The sequence below is a fragment of the Pseudomonas sp. EGD-AK9 genome (assembly GCF_000465935.2).
GTDB lineage: Bacteria > Pseudomonadota > Gammaproteobacteria > Pseudomonadales > Pseudomonadaceae > Aquipseudomonas.
On the sequence record NZ_AVOF01000821.1, the window covers coordinates 1 to 661 of the forward strand.

Sequence of the window (661 nt, forward strand, 5' to 3'; positions counted from 1 at the left end):
CCTGCGGCCTGAACCGGGTGCTGTTGCTACTCGCCGATCGTCAGCACAGCCGCCTGCAGGCCCAGCAGCAGGCGGGGCTGGAGCCGGGCGCCAGCGCCCTGAGCCTGGACCCGGCGCACAGCCAGGTGCTGCGCCGGCTGCTCGCCGAACCCGGCCAGCTGCGCCTGAGCCCGGCCAATATCGCCCAGTTCTCCGCCCTGCTGCCGGGCAGCCTGAAGGCGCTGTTCCCCGGCGAACACCTGCTGCTGCGCTCGCTGGCCAGCAATGGCCGGGTGGTCATGCTGCTGGTCGCCGACCAGGGCGGCCAGCCGTTCAACGAGCTCGGCCTGCAGGCCTTCGGTAAAACCGTGCAATGCATCGAGCGCGCCCTGGCCAGCTTCGCCAGGCGCGGGCGCTAGCCCTTTCCGCTACAATCGGCCTCTTTTCATTCGAGGAGGCCTCCATGTCCGCCTTCGCCAACCTGCCCCTGGTGATCGAGCCCGCCGAGCTGGCCAGCCGCCTGGACGCCGCCGAGCTGATCCTGGTCGACCTCAGCGGCGCGGCGCGCTATGCCGCCGGGCATATCCCCGGCGCGCGCTGGGTCGACAGCAAGCGCACCCAGCTGGGCCGCCCGCCCGCCCCCGGCCTGGTCCCGCCACAGGCGCAGCTCGAAGCGCTGTTC

1 protein-coding gene and 1 pseudogene are annotated in these 661 nt (G+C 72.2%); both read left to right on the forward strand.

Annotated elements, in window-relative coordinates; genetic code table 11:
• Window positions 1-398 (forward strand): annotated as a pseudogene (locus N878_RS29245) (histidine kinase); the annotation flags it as partial.
• Window positions 399-442: 44 nt separating this feature from the next.
• On the forward strand, window positions 443-661 hold a 219-nt coding region (locus N878_RS24475), incomplete at its 3' end, for a rhodanese-like domain-containing protein (protein ID WP_031304049.1).